The 13,682-nt window shown below is 40.2% G+C and carries 12 protein-coding genes; all 12 read left to right on the top strand.

Annotated features, from left to right (window positions below; translation table 11 throughout):
* Window positions 1-164: 164 nt before the first annotated feature.
* The gene (locus JCM21531_RS19320) at window positions 165-377 is read left to right on the top strand and encodes a dockerin type I domain-containing protein (RefSeq protein ID WP_173400190.1); all 213 of its coding nucleotides are present in this window, start codon (window positions 165-167) and stop codon (window positions 375-377) included.
* Window positions 361-2,658 (top strand): rhamnogalacturonan lyase family protein, encoded by a 2,298-nt coding sequence (locus tag JCM21531_RS11680; protein WP_173400189.1) that lies wholly within the window; start codon window positions 361-363, stop codon window positions 2,656-2,658. The genes JCM21531_RS19320 and JCM21531_RS11680 overlap by 17 nt, the downstream gene beginning before the upstream one ends.
* A 201-nt stretch (window positions 2,659-2,859) precedes the next feature.
* Window positions 2,860-4,002, top strand: a complete 1,143-nt coding sequence (locus tag JCM21531_RS22020) for a hypothetical protein (RefSeq protein ID WP_243467580.1) — start codon at window positions 2,860-2,862, stop codon at window positions 4,000-4,002.
* Window positions 4,003-4,092: 90 nt separating this feature from the next.
* Entirely contained in the window at window positions 4,093-4,662 is a 570-nt protein-coding gene (locus JCM21531_RS22015; RefSeq protein WP_243467579.1) for a MutS-related protein, read from the top strand.
* A 36-nt stretch (window positions 4,663-4,698) separates the two neighbouring features.
* The gene (locus JCM21531_RS11670; RefSeq protein ID WP_038290092.1) at window positions 4,699-5,406 is read left to right on the top strand and encodes a DUF2161 family putative PD-(D/E)XK-type phosphodiesterase; all 708 of its coding nucleotides are present in this window, start codon (window positions 4,699-4,701) and stop codon (window positions 5,404-5,406) included.
* 68 nt (window positions 5,407-5,474) lie between these two features.
* A complete protein-coding gene (locus JCM21531_RS22010; RefSeq protein WP_243467578.1) occupies window positions 5,475-5,729 on the top strand; it encodes a hypothetical protein in 255 nt (84 codons plus the stop codon).
* 5 nt (window positions 5,730-5,734) lie between these two features.
* Complete coding sequence (locus tag JCM21531_RS11665) at window positions 5,735-7,882, top strand: clostripain-related cysteine peptidase (RefSeq protein ID WP_243467577.1); 2,148 nt, start codon at window positions 5,735-5,737, stop codon at window positions 7,880-7,882.
* A gap of 33 nt (window positions 7,883-7,915) precedes the next feature.
* A complete protein-coding gene (locus tag JCM21531_RS11660) occupies window positions 7,916-9,106 on the top strand; it encodes an RNA-splicing ligase RtcB (RefSeq protein ID WP_038290090.1) in 1,191 nt (396 codons plus the stop codon).
* A 195-nt stretch (window positions 9,107-9,301) separates the two neighbouring features.
* Entirely contained in the window at window positions 9,302-10,489 is a 1,188-nt protein-coding gene (locus JCM21531_RS11655) for an anaerobic nitric oxide reductase flavorubredoxin (RefSeq protein WP_038290087.1), read from the top strand.
* 247 nt (window positions 10,490-10,736) lie between these two features.
* Complete coding sequence (locus JCM21531_RS11650; protein ID WP_038290083.1) at window positions 10,737-11,051, top strand: hypothetical protein; 315 nt, start codon at window positions 10,737-10,739, stop codon at window positions 11,049-11,051.
* Window positions 11,052-11,144: 93 nt separating this feature from the next.
* On the top strand, window positions 11,145-12,947 hold the full coding sequence (locus JCM21531_RS11645; RefSeq protein ID WP_243467576.1) for a transglutaminase-like domain-containing protein: 1,803 nt from the start codon (window positions 11,145-11,147) through the stop codon (window positions 12,945-12,947).
* 58 nt (window positions 12,948-13,005) lie between these two features.
* Window positions 13,006-13,665 carry a hypothetical protein gene (locus JCM21531_RS22005; RefSeq protein ID WP_243467575.1) on the top strand — a complete coding sequence of 220 codons (660 nt, stop codon included), beginning with the start codon at window positions 13,006-13,008 and terminating at the stop codon, window positions 13,663-13,665.
* Window positions 13,666-13,682 lie beyond the last annotated feature (17 nt).

Genomic DNA, 13,682 nt, shown 5'->3' with positions numbered 1-13,682 from the left:
CAACTAAATTATGGTGTCAATATTTTATATAGCAAAAAAATATTAATTAATCAAAAAAATTTATAAGAAAAAATCGATAATAAAAGAAAAACCTACCCCCAAAAAAATTAGAATTTCGTATTAATAAGAAGAGGGACAAATAAAGAGAATTTTTTAAAGGGAGGATGAAAGATGAAAAAACACTGATGTTCTTATTGGCCTTGAGCCTGATAATCGGTTTGACTGCAAATTATTGCTTATCAGCCGGGCCGGCTTCAACCAAGTATGGGGATCTCAATGCCGATGGAAATATCAATTCGACAGATTACAACTTGGCCAAGAGATACATACTAAAAACCATTTCGGAGTTTCCCATTTCAAATGCAGGTAGCCTTTGATCTTAATGGTGATTCAAAGACTGATTCAACCGACCTTGCTATCCTAAAAAGATATTTGCTGAATATTATTGACAAGTTTCCTGTTGGATCGGTGATTGAGTCGGGAACGCAAAAGGTAAAATATCAGGCGGAGGATGCGACATTATACAAGGCGTTTGAGGAAACAGTAAATGCAGGTTATGACGGCAGGAGTTATGTGAACTATGATAATGAACCAGGAGGATATATTGAATGGAACGTAAATGTATCCAATTCAGGTGCGTATAAGCTCACCTTTAGATATGCAAACGGAACAAGCAATAACAGACCGATGGAGATAAGAGTAAATTCCAATCTGATTGCAGGCAGCCTCGACTTTAATCCGACTTCAGCCTGGACCGTATGGAATGATCAAAGTATAGTTGTAGCTCTAAATAGTGGCAAAAACGTTATCAGAGCAACAGGAATTGCTGCAGAAGGCGGACCGAATGTGGACTACCTTGAGGTAGCTTCAACAAATGAAACACCTGCGCCCACACCTACACCAACTCCTACACCTTCGCCTACACCAACCTATGTTCCGGTTACGCCACCTACCGGTGCGCGTCAGATGGAGAACCTGGACAGAGGTGTAGTTGCGGTAAAAGTTAATAATGGAGTTTTTGTAAGCTGGAGAATGTTGGGTACAGATCCTTCCAATATTTCCTTCAATCTATACCGTAACGGAACGAAGGTAAACTCCTCGCCGATTACAGGTGCGACAAACTATGTGGATACCGCCGGAACCACAAGCTCAACATATACTGTACGTCCGATTATTAACGGACAGGAGTTGGCGGCATCAAAAGCGGCAAGTGTATGGGCTCAGAATTATCTTCAGATTCCTATTCAGGCACCGGGCAGTGCGTACCAGGCCAACGACTGCAGTGCGGGAGACCTTGACGGAGACGGAGAATATGAAATTGTGTTAAAATGGGAGCCGGATAACGCAAAAGACAATTCCCAATCCGGATATACCGATAATGTGTATTTGGATGCTTACAAGCTGAACGGTACACGTTTGTGGAGAATAGATCTTGGCAGAAATATCCGTGCCGGTGCCCACTATACCCAGTTTATGGTTTATGACCTTGACGGTGACGGCAAGGCAGAGGTGGCATGTAAGACTGCTGACGGAACAAGAGACGGAAGAGGAAATGTTATAGGCAATCCAAATGCGGATTATCGCAATTCAAGCGGATACATACTTTCAGGCCCCGAGTACCTTACAGTGTTCAACGGACAGACAGGTGCTGCCATTACAACAGTGGATTATGATCCTCCGAGAGGAAATGTTTCCTCATGGGGTGACAATTACGGAAACAGAGTGGACCGTTTCTTAGCATGCATAGCTTACCTTGACGGACAAAGACCAAGCCTTGTCATGTGCCGCGGATACTATACAAGAAGCGTGCTTGTGGCTTGGGATTTCAGAAACGGAAAGCTTACAAAGAGATGGGTATTTGACGGCAACAATTACAGCGGATATAACGGACAGGGTAATCATAACTTGAGTGTGGCCGATGTTGACGGCGACGGAAAAGATGAGATTATTTACGGGGCATGTACTATTGATGACAACGGAAGGGGATTGTATACCTCCTCAGGACTTGGACATGGAGATGCAATGCATGTAAGCGACCTTAACCCCAACAGACCGGGACTTGAGATTTGGAGCTGCTTTGAAAGTTCCGGCGGAGCTGCTTTGCGTGATGCGAAGACAGGACAGGTTCTGTTTAGGTGGAATAGATCCAGTGATACGGGAAGGGCTTGTGCAGCTGATATAACAGCATCATCTCCGGGAGCGGAGCTTTGGGCTTCCGGTTCTCCACTGTTTAGCTGTACCGGTCAGAATTTGGGCAGTGCTCCAAGTCAGATTAACTTTGTCATATGGTGGGACGGAGACGAGCTAAGAGAGCTTCTTGACGGTACTACGATAAGCAAGTTCGGCGGAGGAACATTACTCTCTGCCAGCGGTTGCGCATCCAACAACGGTACAAAATCAACTCCGTGTCTTCAGGCAGACCTCTTTGGAGACTGGAGGGAAGAGGTAATCTTTAGAACGACGGACAACAAGTATTTGAGAATATACACTACAACAGCGGTAACGAACAGGCGTATTTACACTCTGATGCATGACCCGGTTTACAGATTGGGTATAGCTTGGCAGAACGTGGCATACAATCAGCCTCCGCACACAAGCTTCTTTATCGGAGCCGGTATGGCTGAGCCTCCCAAACCGAATATTTACCTTGTACCATAATAGTGTACGGGATATATGGGAGTAAATGAGGGAGCTGTTGCACAGGCAGTCTATTAAACTGCTGTGCACGGCTCTTTTTCTATATTAGAACAGCTGCAATTCGATTTCAAATTTTTAACACGAAATAAAAGCAAAACCTTTTGAAAAAACTACAGATATGTTGTAATATTATTAAAACAGCATAGGTAACAAGGAGGAAAAATGAATATCGAAGAAATATATTTAAAACGTAGAAAAGAGTATGAAGATAATGCAGGTAAGCTTGAAAGGCGTTCGGGAATGTACAGTACATTGAGGCTTTCAACATTTGCTGCAGGTGTATTTCTAACGGTTCTTGCTTTTATATATTTAAGGAACGTCCATGGATTCATTAGTATGGGGATTTTTCTCATTTTATTTCTTTCTTTGGTTGTGAAGCATCAAAAAATAATTGATGAAGCATCCCGATATCGCATTCTTGCTGAAATAAACAGAAGATGTATAGCGAGAATGAAGGGCTCATGGACAGAGTTTGCGGACAAAGGAGCGGAATATGCCAACCCTGGGCATATGTATTCCAATGACCTTGATGTGTTTGGACATGGTTCTCTTTTTCAATGGATCAATACGACAAATACGTTTTTTGGCAGAGAAGCATTAAGACGTTTGCTGGAGTGCCCCGAAAAGAAGGCTGAGCAAATAAAGAAAAGGCAGAAGGCCATTAAAGAGCTTTCTTCGAAAATTGATTTTTGCCAGAATTTGCAGTGTGAGGGAATGAGGGCACAAAATGCATCAAAAAATCCGGACAGGCTGCTTCAGTTTTGCGAGGACAGGACCAAACTTTTTCGGCATAAACTTATAGAGCAATTGTTTTATATTCTTCCTGAGCTCACTATTCTTTTTATAATAATATGCAGGCTTGATCCTTCGGTTTCGCTGTACATACCTCTTTTTCTTCTTGGTATACAGGCCTTCATAAATATTTTGTGGTATGGCAAAGCAAGCAGTATTCTAAGTCCTGTAAGCCGATATAAAAATGAGATAGAGGCATTTCAGAAGATGATTGAAATGATTGAAAAGGAAGAGTTTGAGGATGAATACCTAAATGAATTGAAATCCAGGCTGTTTGACGGAAAAAGGCCGGCATCGGAGCAGATAAAAGACTTAGAGAAAATTGTAAATGCCATTGATACTGGAAAGGGTTATATAGTTGAGATTATTCTAAATCTATTTTTGTTCTGGAATATTCACTGTGTATTTGTTTTGGAAAGGTGGAAAGCGAAGTCCGGTAAAGCAATACGAAGCTGGCTTCAAACCATAGGTGATTTTGAAGCTCTGGCAAGCCTGGCTCTTGTTGCCAGATGAATCCCGAATGGCCTATCCTGAGATATCGGACCAAGAGTTTATTTTAGTGCCGTTGACATGGGACATCCCTTGATAAATGAGAATAAGCGTGTGAGAAACAGCATAAATATAGACAATAAAATTTGCATTGTGACAGGGTCGAACATGTCCGGAAAAACGACTCTTTTGAGGACTGTGGGCATTAATCTTTTGCTTGCTTATGCAGGAACGGCTGTTTGTGCGAAAAAGATGACATGCTCCGTAATGGATATTTGCACCTCAATGAGGGTTGTTGATGATTTGAGTGAAGGAATATCCACTTTTTATGCCGAGCTTTTGAGAATTAAAATGATAATAGACCACTCAAGAAAGAAGAAGCCCATGATATTTCTTATTGACGAAGTATTCCGGGGAACAAATTCCCTTGACAGAGTCACAGGGGCAAGAAATGTTTTGTTAAATCTTGATAAGGATTGGGTTATCGGAATGATTTCAACCCACGACTTTGAGCTTTGCAATTTGGAGAAGAGCCGAGGCGGAAGGATTGTCAACTACCACTTTATAGAAACCTACACCAACAATGAAATAAAATTTGACTACGTTTTAAGGCGTGGTCAGTGCAAAACCAGAAATGCCAAATATTTAATGAAGATGGTGGGAATAGAGCTTTTGGATGAGTAACCTACGAATACTAAAGCGAAGGGATAAAGAATCATTATGGACGAGAAAGGGAAAAAGCTTTTGGAGGAAGACCTTTACAAGCCTGTCAAGGATTATCTTGTAGGGCTTGGATATGATGTGAAAGGTGAAGTGCGACATTGTGATGTTTCCGCTGTAAAGGGAGACATTTTTCTTGTTGTGGAGATGAAAACCGTTTTAAATCTTGATGTTATTCTGCAGGCAGTATTGAGGCAGAGAATAGCCGATATTGTGTATATTGCGGTGCCCAAAAAGGGTAAAGTTTTGTTTACCCGGAGGTGGAAGAATATATGCCACCTGTTGAGACGTTTGGAACTTGGCCTGCTTTTGGTTTCCTTTAAACAAGACAAGGCTTTTGTGGAAGAAGCGATAAGGCCGGAGCCCTTTGACAGAAAAAAGAGCATAAAACTCTCCTCTGCTAAAAGGAGATTGGTTCTTGAAGAATTCTCAAAACGGCACGGGGATTATAACGTTGGGGGCAGCACCGGGAAAAAGTTAATTACCGCATACAGAGAGAAAGCCTTACAAATTGCGGCACTTCTTGAGTCCAACGGACCTTTAAGCATTAAGCAGTTAAAGGATATGGGGACAGACCCGGACAAGACGGCATCAATACTTCAGGACAATTATTACGGCTGGTTTGAAAGGGTATCTCGGGGAGTGTACAGGCTGACCGGCATAGGAAAAGAAGAGATTGCAAAATACAGAAAACAGGGTCTTTTGTAATTTGTTGACCCTAAAAAAACCGGATGCTATAATTAAATAAACTATTTTTTGGTGGGGTGCATTATTTAATGAATAGAGATAACAGGCCTACTGGAAGACAGAAACGCATAGGAACAGGTACCGGTAATGTGAGCCGGCGCGGCAGTGGGTTAAATACAGGACCTGTGGGTAAACCCGGTGGATATTCGGACAGATCTAAAGGAGCTGGGGCAAACAGGGGAGGCGGTTCCGGCCGAAGCTATGGCAGCGTGGGAGTTATGGTGGCTATGGCGGATATTCGTCCGGCAGACGCGGCAGGTCTTCCGGTTGTTCAAAGTACTTAACTATATTGATATTTATTCTGGCAATTGGATTCTACATATATAATAATTTTGGAGGGAATTTAGAAAACTCAACTTCAACCAACAATTTTCAGACAGGAACGTCATCGGGTTCTAACTATGTTGACAAAGGCGAGTACCCGGTTGTGACCACAGTATCGGAGCTTGCCCGTGAGAAAAGAACTGTTTTAAAGGGCAATGGGGAAGATACGGCAACTGTAATGATATACATGTGCGGTACCGATCTTGAGACCAAATGGGGTATGGCTACTGCCGATTTGCAGGAAATGCTGAATGCTGAGATTTCCGACAAGGTGAATATTATTGTGGAGACCGGCGGAACTTCAAAATGGCAAAACAATACCGTAAGCAGCAAGACCAATCAGCGCTTTAAAGTAACAAATGACGGGCTTAAACTGATTGAGAATAATTTGGGTAAAAAGTCGATGGTTAATCCTGATACCCTTGCAGACTTCATAAAGTATTGCAAGACAAACTATCCGGCGGACCGCTATATGCTTATTCTGTGGGACCACGGCGGAGGTTCGGCCGGCGGCTTTGGCTACGACCAGCATTATCCCAATGATGCAATGAAGCTTGATGAAATTGCTGCCGCTCTCAAAAGGGGAGACTGTACTTTTGACCTTATAGGTTTTGATGCCTGTCTTATGGCTACGCTTGAAACAGCCGTTGTACTGGAACCTTATGCAGACTATATGATTGCTTCGGAAGAGGTTGAGCCGGGAATTGGATGGTATTATACAGGGTGGATAACAGCTCTTTCACAAAATACCTCAATTAAAACCATTGACCTTGGGAAAAAGCTGATTGATGATTATGTAAAGGAAGTAAGGGCAAGAACACCGAAAAGTCAGGCCACATTGTCGCTTGTTGACTTGGCCGAGCTCAAGGGTACCATACCGCCGGCCCTTACAAAGTTTGCAAAATCGATAGACAGACTTGTTACTAAAAATGAATATAAGACTGTATCCAATGCACGGGCCAACACAAAGGAGTTTGCAAGGTCATCGAAAATAAATCAGATTGACCTTGTCCACTTTGCTGAGAATCTTGGTACCAATGAGGGAAAAAAGCTTGCCGAAGCATTGCGCGGGTGTATCAAATATAACCGTACATCGAAAAACATAACAAATGCCAACGGTTTGGCAATATTCTTCCCCTATGGCAATCTTTCAAAGGTGAACTCAATGCTTGATACCTATGAAGAGATAGGCATTGATAAAGAGTACAGTAAATGTATTAGAAGTTTTGCAAGTGTGTCGGCCGGAGGACAAATTGTATCAAGCGGCAGCAATAATATGCTGGATGTCTTGCTTGGAAATTTCCTGGAAGGTTCATCGGGTTCCGGTCAATCTATAACTTCCGCTGCCTTGGAAATTCTGTTGGAGGAATTCTTAAGTTCCGGAAATTACGGCAGGATTACAGGTGGGGACAGTAATGCTTCGGAATGGCTTGATATTGACCTCATGAAGTCCTCCATAGATTATTATAAAAACAACCGATTTGACCCTGCAGCACTTAAGATAACCGAAAAGGGCGGACAAAGGGTTTTGGCGATGTCCGAAGAACAGTGGGGTCTTGTACAGCAGATGGAGTTGAATGTTTTCATAGATGATGGAGAAGGATTTATTGACCTCGGGCTTGATAATGTTTACGAATTCAACGAGGACGGAGACCTGATTATGGAATATGACGGAACGTGGCTTGCGCTAAACGGCAACATCGTAAGCTACTATATGGTAAGCGATGACCGTGACGGAGACACTTATTCAACGAAAGGAAGAATACCTGCGTTGTTAAACGGTCAGCTTGTTGACATTATTGTAGTATTTGATAATGAAAATCCTTATGGAAAGGTACTTGGAGCCCAGATAAGATATGACACGAAGACCGATACCGAAACTTTGGCAAAGGGACTTATTGATATAGTTGCTGGAGATAAGATTGATTTTCTTTGCGACTACTACACTTATGAAGGTGAGTATATAAATACCTATTTCCTTGGAGAGCAATATACGGCAACCGGTGAGTGGGAAATAGAGAATTTGCATCTTGGAGACAGAGATTATATGATGACTTACCGCATAACGGACATATACGGCAATAAGTACTGGACACCGTCTGTAGCAAATTAGCAATACTAATCAAAACAGAAATGTGGTGGGGTTATGATAGAGATTAGAGGAAAATATAATACTGCAAAGGTTTTTACCGACAACGTTGAACAAGAGGCAATGGCCCAGATAATGGAGCTTTGCAATCAGGAGTTTGTCAAAGACAGTGTAATCAGAATTATGCCCGATACTCATGCCGGTGCAGGGTGTACTATTGGAACCACCATGACGATTGGCGACAAGATTGTGCCGAATCTTGTGGGGGTTGACATAGGTTGCGGAATGGAGACCATAAAGCTGAAAAATAAGAATATTGAATTAAGCAAGCTGGATAAAGTTATTCATGAATTTATTCCGTCGGGTTTTGATGTTCGCAAAACGGAACATCCGTATGTCGAAAACATTGATCTTGAAGAGCTGGTATGTAAAAAGCATATAAATATGAACCGCGCGAAGCTGAGTATTGGAACGTTAGGAGGAGGCAACCATTTTATTGAGGTAAACAAAGACAGCGAGGGAAATTTGTATCTCGTGGTGCATTCGGGAAGCAGACACCTTGGAAAACAGGTTGCGGAATATTATCAGGACTTGGGTTACAAGGAGCTTGTGAGTAAAACTGAAGAAATAAAAGCTATTATAGAAAGGTTGAAAGCTGAAGGACGCGAAAAGGAAATCCAAAAGGAAATAAAAAAGGTTAAGCCGCCCCAAATAAACAAGCAGCTTGCATACGTTCAAGGTAAAAGCTATGAGGATTATCTTGCAGATATGAAACTGGTGCAAAAGTTTGCGGTATTAAACAGAAAGGCAATTGTGGATGAAATTGCTCGACGCATGAATTTAAAAATTGAAGAACAGTTTACCACTATCCATAATTATATTGACTTAGATAGCATGATACTTAGAAAAGGCGCCATTTCCGCACGCCAGGGGGAGAAGGTGCTGATTCCGATTAATATGAGGGATGGAAGCCTTATCTGTATCGGAAAGGGCAATAAGGACTGGAACTATTCCGCACCCCATGGCGCGGGTAGGTTGATGAGCAGGGCAAAGGCAAAAGAAGTCATAACTCTTAAGGAATTTCAAGAGTCTATGAAGGGAATCTACTCGACAACGGTCAACAGATTTACTATTGACGAATGTCCCATGGCTTACAAGCCAATGGAAGAAATTATTGAAAATATCCGGGATACTGTTGAAATTGTTGATATTATCAAACCCATATATAACTTTAAAGCAGCGGAATAGAAAAAAATTTGTTGCTAAGTGCTGATATATACAAAAAGAGCCAAACTTGCGGCTCTTTTTTAGTCTGTAATTAATTGTTTTTGATTAAAATTAGTTCATATTGGTATTAATAAAAAGGTATATATCAAAAAAACATCCATTAATATTTTGCGTAAAAAATTTATTGTAAAATGAAGGAAGAGGGGTTGCAGTACTATGAAGAAACATTTGAAAAACAATGTATATTGGGTTGGAAAAGTGGACTGGGAGCTTAAAAGATTTCATGGAGATTCGTATTCTACCCATAAAGGTTCTTCCTATAATTCCTATTTGGTACAGGAAGAAAAAAATGTGCTGATTGATACTGTTTGGGCTCCGTTTGCAGAAGAATTCGTCGATAATCTGGCAAAAGAAATAGACTTGAAAAAAATCGATTATATTGTTGTAAATCATGGCGAGGTTGACCATAGCGGGGCACTTCCGGCATTAATGAAACATATTCCCGACACCCCGATTTATTGCTCGGCAAATGCAGTGAAATCTTTGAAAGGACTGTATCATCAGGATTGGAATTTTCATGTGGTAAAAACCGGAGACAGGCTCGACGTGGGAAACGGAAAAGAACTTGTGTTTGTTGAAATGGCAATGCTGCATTGGCCTGACAGTATGGCTGCTTATCTTACAAAAGACAATATATTGTTCAGCAATGATGCTTTTGGACAGCATTATGCAACGGATATGCTGTTTAATGACTTGGTGGATCAGTGTGAATTGTTCAATGAATCAATAAAATATTATGCCAATATTCTAACGCCTTTCAGCCATATTCTAAGAAAAAAGCTTGATGAGATAATGTCCTTAAATCTACAGATTGACATGATTGCGACAAGTCACGGGATTGTCTGGAGGGACAACCCGATGCAGATTGTTGAGAAATATATGAAGTGGGCACAGGATTATCAGGAAAACCAGATTACAATAGTTTATGATACCATGTGGAACGGAACAAAGAAACTTGCAGAGAAAATATCCGAAGGAATAAGGCAGGCAGACCATAAAGTGACGGTTAAAACTTTAAATCTGTCAAAAAGTGACTATAATGATCTCATTGTGGAAGTGTTCAAGTCCAAAACGGTTGTAGTGGGTTCGCCTACTGTAAACAACAATGTTTTGTACTCTGTGGAAGGCTTTATCAGTTTGATGAAGGAGATGAAATTTAAGAATAAGAAGGCTGCGGCATTTGGATGCTATGGCTGGAGTGGGGAGTCTGTAAAGATTCTTAATGAGCTTATGGAAAAAGCAGGATTTGAAATAATTGATGAAGGGTTCAAGAATCCATGGAATCCTGATGAAGAACAGCAGATTAAGGCCCTTGAGTATGGAAGGAAAATTGCTCAAAAATAGCAAGACCAGTTTACAAACCAAAATTATTTCGATATCAAATTTCATCTGTTTTAATGTGATTAACTGGGACAGCCTGAAATCAAGGTTAATTCCAGTTTTTGTTTTAATTGGAGGATTAAAGTATTGTAAAATGTGTTTAATGAGAGAATTTGGTATAATATTCATATGTTGTCCATTGGATTTTCATTACGTGTGTTGAAAAAAAATAGTTGATTTATGATATATTTTAAATGTGAACCAAGAATGAATGGCAAAATGTGGATGTAAAATTATTGAGAAATTTGAATTGACAGCCCGCAAACCGTTGGGAATAGTGTACTACAAGGCTATGTTGGTAACTCGAAAATATGTGAAAATTAATAAAAAAGGGGCATTTTTTAATGAAATATGCGTAAAAAAGTCTCGTCAAAAAATGCCCGTAAGTCTTGAAAATAGCGGGAAATGTCTTCGAGGGGTTGAAGTGGTACTTCCAGTAAAACAAGGCTTGCTGATTGGTTTTATAGAAAAAATAGACATTCTAAGTATGATATATATTAGACATAAAGAAATTACAAGTCTTTAGAATCCATGTCTTGGCTGTGTCAAAAATAGTATTTTTCATGTACAAATATGAAAAATCCTATATAATATATAACTGTATATGGATAAATTGAATGTGAATAGCAGAAAAAATTTAATAAATCTTGCTGTGTTCCTTTTTATTGCTTTGTTATCGATGCTTCTTATCATGGCCGCAATAAATATGATGGATTTGCCGGGGATTAGATCACGTGGGGGTGAAAATAATAACAAAACTTCGCAAAATGATGGTAACGGCAACAATCGGGATAAACAAAGGAATGAAGGAAACGGTTCGGGGAAAAGTGACAGCCAATATGACTGGAGAGATAGGGCAAAAAGAAGGCGTGAGGAAAGAAAAGGTTTCAATGACAGAAATTATTCTTACGGGCAAAAACCTGAAAGCATGATTCCGGGCTATGGCGAAGACTATGGTGGTGTCATGCCTGAACAAATGCCTAATATTGATATATCCGGTAATGAGGGACTGCCCGAAATGCCTTTTGGAATGGGTGGAAATACGTTGGTTTTGAGAGAGGGCAAGAATCCTCACACACCTGCGTTTGAAGTTTTGGGTGTTCCCAATTATCCTTTCGTGAAGGTTATGACAATGGAAAACTACCTGAATAATCGCTGGATTATGTCAAGTGAAGAACCGGAGTTAAGGTTTTTGTTAGGCGAGAAAATGAACAGGGAGTTTTCGAAAAATTCCGTCAAGATAAAGCCTGTGGAGCCTTCAAAGGGCTATATTCCCGTATTGTCAGGCAACTATGAAATGAAATATGATTTTAGTCTTATGGAGTATAAAAAGTCGGGAGTCTTTTACTCTAATGAGCTTATTGAGAATTTTTATGAAATGGTGTACGAGACTCCGCCGACAGAAGCACAGCTCAGGTATGCTAAAACTGACGGTAATTATGAATATGATGTTTATATACCTAAAGTAGTTGAATTGATAGTAGACGAAGTAATTGAAAATTGCTATAGTGACTATGAAGCAATAAAATTTGTGGAAGAATTCCTTTTGGAAAACTACACCTATGATAATAGTGTGATAAATAATTACGGAGACAAGGATGGGATTAGTGCTTTTCTTTTGGGAGAAGACAGAGTGGGAAATCATCTTGACTTTTTATCTGCATATGCCATTATTCTAAGGGCTGTGGGTATCCCATGCAGGCTTGCATTGGGCTATAAGCTTTTACCTAATGCTCAGTATCAGGTGGTGTATGCCGACCAGGTTTATATTTATCCGGAGATAAAGTTTGAGGACTATGGATGGGTTCCGATGGACGTTTTCTCTTACGATGTATTTTACAATCCGCCGGAGAAAACTATAACCCAAATTACCTTTGCCGATGATACTGCAAGAAGAGGAAATAGTATTACGGTTAGGGGAACTGTTACGGATTCGCTGGGCAATCCCCTTGATAATATGACGGTTCTTATCTATCTTAAAAAATATAAGGAAGAGCCATGTCTGTCCTATTCAAAAGTCAATGTATCTCAGGGCAGTTTTGAAACTGTTTTCAATATAACAGGGGATACTAATGCAGGAAAGTATCATGTTATTGCGGATTTGTTGGAAAATGATATCTACAGGACGTCTTCAAGCGATCCCGAGCTCAAAGTTATTACCGATACTTTTCTTGAGATAGATTCTCCTGAAAATATTTTCGGTAATAAATTCAATTTTTCGGGGAAAATTCTCGACGAATTTTCTTTTGAAGGAGTAAAAGGGCTTGAAGTTAATGTGTCTTTCGAGCACTTGAACTTGGTTGAAACTATTGAATCCGGAGAGGACGGAATACTCTCTGGGGAGATTGAAATTGATATTCCTGAAGATTATCTCTATTTTAAAAACTTTTTTTTTTGCCGGAAGATATTATTTGCCTTATGATGTTGAATTTACAGGGACTGATATTTATTCTCCCTATTCAACAATGAGAGGGTTATATGTGTGGGAAATATACTGGGCAAATGTGTTGATTGTGGTTTTGTCTTTGGCCGGTATACTTTTATGTGTCTTAATTGTATTGAAGAAAAAAGGAATGTTTCACCGGGATAATATCGATTTGCATATCTTGGCTGCTGAAGGGCCGGGAGTGGGTGTGACAACTGATATGATTCCCGAATTGGTGAAAAAAGAAGAGTATAGATTTTATATAGAATTTCCCCAGATAGCGGAAGGTTTGCCCGATGTGTGGGGAGTCGGGGACGGTTTGTCTGTTGTTTTTTATGATAGTGAAGGCAACAAAGGAGAGTTTAAGGAAATATTCCATAAAAAAGGAGAATACAGAATTAAAATATCCGGGGACAATGGCGAACACGGGACAAGAAACATAAGGATAGTTGACTACAGGGAAGAGATAATTGGAATTGGAAAGAACTTTTTAAGAGAAATATCCGAAAGGGTTTTACCCATTAGTGACGTTATGACCTTAAGAGAAGTACTTGATGTAATAAAGCCAAAGATTGTCTCTGAGAGGCATTGGGTTTTGGAGAGCGCTTTCTCGGTGCTTGAAAAGGCTGTATATAGTGATGAAGATGTTGGCAGAAACGATTATGAAAGGTTCTATATTTTTGTTAAAGAACTTAGGCAAAACAGTTCAATCTAAGGTGTTTTGGAGGGGTT

This window comes from Acetivibrio straminisolvens JCM 21531 (assembly GCF_000521465.1).
GTDB classification, from domain to species: domain Bacteria; phylum Bacillota; class Clostridia; order Acetivibrionales; family Acetivibrionaceae; genus Hungateiclostridium; species Hungateiclostridium straminisolvens.
Note: the sequence above shows the minus strand (reverse complement) of the source record. Positions and strands in the feature narration are given on the sequence as shown.

Coding starts and splice junctions, on each gene's coding strand:
- JCM21531_RS19320 (WP_173400190.1), top strand. CDS start 165: ATGAAAGATGAAAAAACACTGATGTTCTTATTGGCCTTGAGCCTGATA.
- JCM21531_RS11680 (WP_173400189.1), top strand. CDS start 361: ATGCAGGTAGCCTTTGATCTTAATGGTGATTCAAAGACTGATTCAACC.
- JCM21531_RS22020 (WP_243467580.1), top strand. CDS start 2,860: ATGAATATCGAAGAAATATATTTAAAACGTAGAAAAGAGTATGAAGAT.
- JCM21531_RS11670 (WP_038290092.1), top strand. CDS start 4,699: ATGGACGAGAAAGGGAAAAAGCTTTTGGAGGAAGACCTTTACAAGCCT.
- JCM21531_RS22010 (WP_243467578.1), top strand. CDS start 5,475: ATGAATAGAGATAACAGGCCTACTGGAAGACAGAAACGCATAGGAACA.
- JCM21531_RS11660 (WP_038290090.1), top strand. CDS start 7,916: ATGATAGAGATTAGAGGAAAATATAATACTGCAAAGGTTTTTACCGAC.
- JCM21531_RS11655 (WP_038290087.1), top strand. CDS start 9,302: ATGAAGAAACATTTGAAAAACAATGTATATTGGGTTGGAAAAGTGGAC.
- JCM21531_RS11650 (WP_038290083.1), top strand. CDS start 10,737: ATGGCAAAATGTGGATGTAAAATTATTGAGAAATTTGAATTGACAGCC.